The organism is Paramesorhizobium deserti (assembly GCF_001558695.1).
GTDB lineage: Bacteria > Pseudomonadota > Alphaproteobacteria > Rhizobiales > Rhizobiaceae > Paramesorhizobium > Paramesorhizobium deserti.
Window position 1 is genome coordinate 1 of sequence record NZ_LNTU01000019.1, and the last position, 5,872, is coordinate 5,872.

At 57.4% G+C, this 5,872-nt stretch carries 5 protein-coding genes; 3 read left to right on the forward strand and 2 right to left on the reverse strand.

The features are described 5' to 3' along the window. Positions 1-146 precede the first annotated feature (146 nt). Positions 147-614: a hypothetical protein gene (locus ATN84_RS12850; protein ID WP_068882068.1), complete on the forward strand. Its 468-nt coding sequence runs from the start codon at positions 147-149 to the stop codon at positions 612-614. Between the two features lie 186 nt (positions 615-800). Here ATN84_RS12850 and ATN84_RS12855 read toward each other — a convergent pair whose 3' ends face one another. Further along, positions 801-1,718, reverse strand: a complete 918-nt coding sequence (locus ATN84_RS12855) for a hypothetical protein (protein WP_068882069.1) — start codon at positions 1,716-1,718, stop codon at positions 801-803. After that, on the reverse strand, positions 1,715-3,097 hold the full coding sequence (locus tag ATN84_RS12860) for a UvrD-helicase domain-containing protein (RefSeq protein WP_244491082.1): 1,383 nt from the start codon (positions 3,095-3,097) through the stop codon (positions 1,715-1,717). The genes ATN84_RS12855 and ATN84_RS12860 overlap by 4 nt, the downstream gene beginning before the upstream one ends. A 386-nt stretch (positions 3,098-3,483) precedes the next feature. Between ATN84_RS12860 and istA the strand changes: the two genes are divergently transcribed. Continuing rightward, the gene (istA, locus tag ATN84_RS12865; protein ID WP_068882071.1) at positions 3,484-5,016 is read left to right on the forward strand and encodes an IS21 family transposase; all 1,533 of its coding nucleotides are present in this window, start codon (positions 3,484-3,486) and stop codon (positions 5,014-5,016) included. Then, positions 5,006-5,800, forward strand: coding sequence for an IS21-like element helper ATPase IstB (istB, locus tag ATN84_RS12870; protein WP_068882072.1), 795 nt, complete (start codon positions 5,006-5,008; stop codon positions 5,798-5,800). Before istA ends, istB begins: the two co-directional genes overlap by 11 nt. The last annotated feature ends 72 nt before the right edge of the window (positions 5,801-5,872 follow it).

Below are 5,872 nucleotides of genomic sequence, written 5' to 3' on the forward strand. Positions count from 1 at the left end.
AAATCGGAATGGTGGCCGGTAATTGATCGGAATGCCGGACGGCTTCAGATCGGAATCCGCATCCGGAGAGATCCAAGAAGTATTTTACCAGCCGCGGCGACTACTCCCCCGCCCAGCAGGATGATTTCGCGAAGGCCTGCCGCACGATGGACGCGCAGTGCAACCATAAGAAGTCCGACACGATCCAGGCGCTTGCTGACAACATGGAGCAGATCATCGATGACCAAGACACCAATCTCGATATTGTGGCCGAGGGTGTCTATGTCAGTCAGCGACGAACTCGAGATCAGGCAACAGTCGAGTGCCAGACGTGGCCGCTAGCCTTCTCGGACGAGGGCCGGAACTATGCGAAGGAGAGGGGCTTCTCGGGCGAGACCCTCGAGCTGCTGGAGTGGCTCGGCGCCAACTATCCGCTGCGCTTCAAGAAAGATCCGATCCCAGGATGGCGAAGACAGGTCGCTCGGCTCCGTTCCAAGGCAAGCCCGCATGTGGCTCTGGAAAACTACGCCGCGTTCATGGAGCATACAGCGCAGCTCCGCGAAGCATTAGACGAAAGCGCGATGGCCGCCGAGGCCGAGATCGATCGTCTTGTCGACGAGAGGCGGGGGAAGTGAGCATATTCGCGCATGAGAAGCCGCAATGGCTATCTTGCCCGGCGTTCAGAGTACCATCTCTTAGCTGAACGTAATCGGCTGCGCGGGGGAAGCGTTAGAGCCAGTGGCGTGCCGAAGGAACGCAATTTTGCCGTGACTCGACCCATGCAAGATGAAACTCGCTCAAACTGCCATCCGGCGGTGACACTAGGCCGACGAGAGCGGGTCGTGCACCGTATCAGGATGATAATGGCCCACAATATGATCCGGAGATAGATCGGTTGATAGGCTGAACCCACTTCCCGCTCCGGGGCTAAGTGCGTAAGGTTGCAGTTCGTCCACCAGTTCGCAGAACAGATATTCAAGAAGCAAACCTGCAAACTCTTCCAGAGTATAATCTGGAATCTGAGACATCGGGATGTCACAAACGAACATTGTCGGACGCCCGATCTCTTTCAGAATTCGCTTTATTTCCCAGCTGCTACCGAGACCTATACCGAGGCAGTAGAGATATTCACTCCCATAGACGAGATAGTGGCCCGAGCAGCCAGAGCGGGTTATTAGGTTTCGCTCGTCGGCGCAAAAATAGAGCCGGCCCTCCCGGCCGCCCGTCGTCTTGCGAGCGTCGATCTCCTGGATGGCGCGCTGCAGTCGTTCCTCATTGGTGAACTGGAGTCTACCGTTGAGAAAAAGCAATCTTGCTCGATCTTCAATATCATCAGAACGGAGAAAGCGCAGACCGTTGTTATAAAACGGCGCCAAATCATTCGTTCGGGTACCGTGAGCGGCGCGAAAAAAGCGGTACTTCTGCCGGAGGCGCTGCGCGGTCAGCTCTTTTATGTTCACGAGCTCTCCCGTCACCTCAAAAATCAGCTCGTCCAGCCAGCTCAGGTCATCGGATACGACGAACTCCGGGGGCGCTTCTTTAAACGCGAGTTTGGCATCGTCGGTGATCACATCGCCGAGGAGGGACCAGATTGTCTTCCGCCAGGAATCTACAAGCGGATAACAGAAAACGTCTCCGGAGACTTTGCCACGGAGTAAGGGATCTTCGGCTATTTCGCGATCCTCGTTGCCGGGTAACATCAACCCGGTCAGCTCGCATGTAGACCATCGGTAGTTCATGCATCCCTCGCCAGTTCTGTAACCTCGACGCTACAGCCGTGCTTTTCGAGTAAAGCTTTTAAACGCACGACACGGCTATGAGGAATGGCGACCACGAGAAGCCGTTCAGCGCGAGAGGCCGCAACGTAAATTTTTCGAGCATCTTCTTCCCATTTGACGGCCGGGCTTCCCTCAAGGAAGTCGAGGATTCCACCACTGGTCTGGGTGGTCATGACCACGCAGACCGCAGGAAATTCCATGCCCTTTACCGAATGGATTGTCCTGGCTGGTGATGATTGGAGTGGCGGCCGGGAAAGAACGGAGCCGAGGTCATTATGCCTCCTCAATCTTTGGCCAATTTTCCGCGTGCCGACGAGGCCAGGGCTGAGTATAGATCGTGCACGAGCCAGCCAATCGTCTGCCGTCTCTCCATCGCGGACGCCTAGATCATTTGCTATCGCGATGACGGCAGGACGCCACCGACCATCGTCAAGGCTCGTCTCAGCGACGTGGGCATGATAACTTCCGAGCGATGGGATCCGATCTTGCACGTAGAGTATCGTGCGATGCAAATTGACAAGCGCCTCCTTGCGGTTTCCTGAAGCAAAGGCAAAGTGATATTGCATCGCCGCCTCCGCGAGAAGCAACGTCATTTCCTTGGTTCGGCTAACGGTCGGTTGGCCGATGGCGTGACTTCCGCTTGGTCGTGTCGAGGCGATTACCGGCGCGGCGTCCAAGGGGATTTTGTATCGCTCGGCGATCTTCTGATAGGCGGCGCCAATCGCCGCCGTTACTTTCGTACCCGGATAGGACAGGATATGAACCGGCGTAAGGTCATGCTTGTGCTGGCCGAGCGGTTTGTCGATTGTTGCCGCGCCACCAGGTGGCTTCAGTGCCACGACTGCCGAGCAGATCGCAGGTGATGATCGAAAATTGCCGGTCATCGATAGCTGCTGATCGTTAGGGAACGTCTTCGCAAATTTCATCAACTCATCGGTGACCCCGCCCCGAAACTGGTAGATCGACTGGTGCGGATCGCAAATTACTTTGATCGCGATGCCGGCCGTTCTCAGCCAGGCGACGATGTCAAGATCCGCCGGATTGCAGTCTTGAGCTTCATCGACGATTACCTCGCAAAAGCGAGCGGCCAGCGCCTTTCCTACTCGATCTCGAAAATTGCTATCACCCAATCGCTGTGACACGATCCACCGCACATCGTCGAAGTCGATCATCCCCTTGGCCAGGGCATTTTTCTGCGTGCGGACTGCTGCGGTTTCCCACGCGGTTATGTTACGAGTCTCAACATCGAAACCCGCTTCTTTCAACAAGTTTTCATCGGCATCCCCGGTCTCTCTATCGAAAACGCGGAAGGGCAGCGCTTGAGCGTTGGGGAACGGCACTATTTCCCACTCGGATTTGTCAGGGACGAGCCGGGGTAGAGCGGCACTGCCTGGGATTCCGAATGGTTGCATTAGGAACTGCCAGAGGAACCTGTCAAATGTTCCGATGAAACTCGGGAAGAGCGGCGTTGGCAGGACACGTAATACTCTCAGGCGTGTTGGTTTCCACGCAGAACTGAGCCGGTTAGGCGCATAATTTCCATTGAGAATTGAGCCATGTGAACCTTCCCCCCAACGCGGTGAGCGACGGGGGCAACGGAGTGATCCACATGGTGTTGGTTTCCACGCAGAACTGAGCCGGTTAGGCGCATAATTTCCATTGAGAATTGAGCCATGTGAACCTTCCCCCCAACGCGGTGAGCGACGGGGGCAACGGAGTGATCCACATGGGACTTTTAAACATCATCCGTCGGATGGCGCTGCGCGAGAAGCAGTCGATCCGCGAGATCAGCCGTCGCACCGGGCTGTCGCGCAACACGATCGCAAAGTATTTGAACGCTGGTACGATCGAGCCGACGTTCACGACGCCGGACCGACCAAGCAAGCTCGATCCCTTTGCAGACAAACTGGCGGCTTGGCTGAAGACCGAGAGCGGGAGGTCACGCAAACAGCGCCGAACTCTAAAGCAGCTTCATGCCGATCTGGTGGTTCTCGGCTTTACCGGCTCCTATGGTCGGGTTGCCGCCTTCGCTCGTGACTGGCGGGCTGACCGGCAACGTGAGCAGCAGACGACGGGCCGCGGCATATTCGTTCCGCTGTCTTTCCGCCCAGGCGAAGCATTCCAGTTTGATTGGAGTGAGGACTATGCCGTGATCGGCGGTGAGCGGACGAAGCTGCAGGTCGCGCATATCAAGTTATCGCACAGTCGCGCGTTTCTGGTCAGGGCCTACCTGCTGCAGACGCATGAGATGTTGTTTGACGCCCATTGGCACGGCTTCCGTGTGTTCGGCGGCGTGCCTGGTCGTGGCATCTACGATAACATGAAGACGGCGGTCGATCGTGTGGGCCGTGGCAAGGAGCGACAGGTCAATATCCGTTTCCTCGCGATGACGAACCACTACGTGTTTGCGCCCGAGTTCTGTAATCCCGCCGCGGGTTGGGAAAAGGGTCAGGTCGAGAAGAACGTCCAGGATGCCCGACCACGGCTGTGGCAACAGATGCCGGACTTCCCGGATTTGGCAACGTTGAACCTCTGGCTGGAACAGCATTGCCAGGACCTGTGGCGGGACACCGCGCATGGCACCTTGTCAGGCACGATCGCGGATGTTTGGGCTGATGAGCGGGCAGCATTGATGGCGTTGCCGACTGCATTTGACGGTTTCGTCGAGCAGGGCAAACGCGTCTCGCCGACATGCCTGATCACCTTCGAGCGTAATCGTTACAGCGTGCCTGCGTCTTTTGCGAACCGGCCCGTCAGCCTGCGGATTTATCCCGAGAGACTGGTTGTTGCAGCCGAGGGCAATATCCTCTGCGAACATCCGCGGATCATAGAACGCAGCCACGACAAACCGCCGAGGACGATTTATGATTGGCGGCATTACCTTGCTGTCATCCAACGCAAGCCCGGTGCCCTGCGCAATGGCGCACCCTTCGTGGAATTGCCGGTGGCCTTTCGGCAACTGCAGGACCAGATGCTCCGCCGCCCTGGCGGGGATCGTGAGATGGCCGATGTCCTTGCTCTCGTCCTTCATCACGACGAACAGGTTGTCGTCAGGGCTGTGGAACTGGCTCTGGATCAAGGCGTGGCAACCAAAACGCATGTGCTGAATCTGCTGCATCGGTTGATTGACGGCAAGACGACCGACGGTCCTGACATCGATACGCCCCAGGCGCTGACCTTGCTTCGCGAACCTAAAGCCAACGTCGAACGCTATGATGGCCTGCGTGTCCGGATCGTGGGAGGTCGCCATGCGTCATGACCCCGCCAGCGCCGCCGTCGTCATCATGCTTCGTAGCCTGAAGATGTATGGCATGGCCCAAGCGGTCACGGACCTGATCGAGCAAGGAGCCCCAGCGTTCGATGCGGCCGTGCCGATCCTGTCCCAGTTGCTGAAAGCCGAGATGGCCGAACGTGAAGTTCGCTCCATCGCCTATCACATGAAGGCTGCCCGCTTTCCGGCCTACAAAGACATCTCCGGATACGACTTCGCCGCCAGCGAAATCAACGAAGCGACGGTGCGCCAACTGCACCGATGCGAGTTCATGGACGGAGCGCAGAATGTCGTGCTCGTCGGCGGACCGGGCACAGGCAAAACACATGTCGCGACCGCCCTCGGTGTCCAGGCAATCGAGCATCATCGCCGAAAGGTCCGCTTCTTCTCAACCATCGAATTGGTCAATGCGCTCGAGCAGGAGAAGGCGAAAGGCAAAGCGGGCCAGATCGCAGAAACCCTGGTCCGCCTCGATCTGCTGATCCTCGATGAGCTCGGATACCTTCCGTTTAGTGCTTCAGGCGGAGCGCTTCTCTTCCACCTGTTGAGCAAGCTCTACGAGCGCACCAGCGTCGTCATCACCACCAACCTCAGCTTCAGCGAATGGGCCACCGTCTTCGGCGATGCCAAGATGACCACGGCTCTGCTGGACCGCTTGACCCATCGTTGCCATATCCTGGAAACAGGGAACGACAGCTTCCGCTTCAAGGCCAGCTCGGCCGCCGCAGCACAGAAGAGAGGAGAAAAAGCCAATCCCTTGACCAAACCCTGATCAGAAAACCATACTCAGAGGTGGCTCACTTCTCGGTGGAAAAACCGGCTCAGTTCTGCGCGGAAACCAACA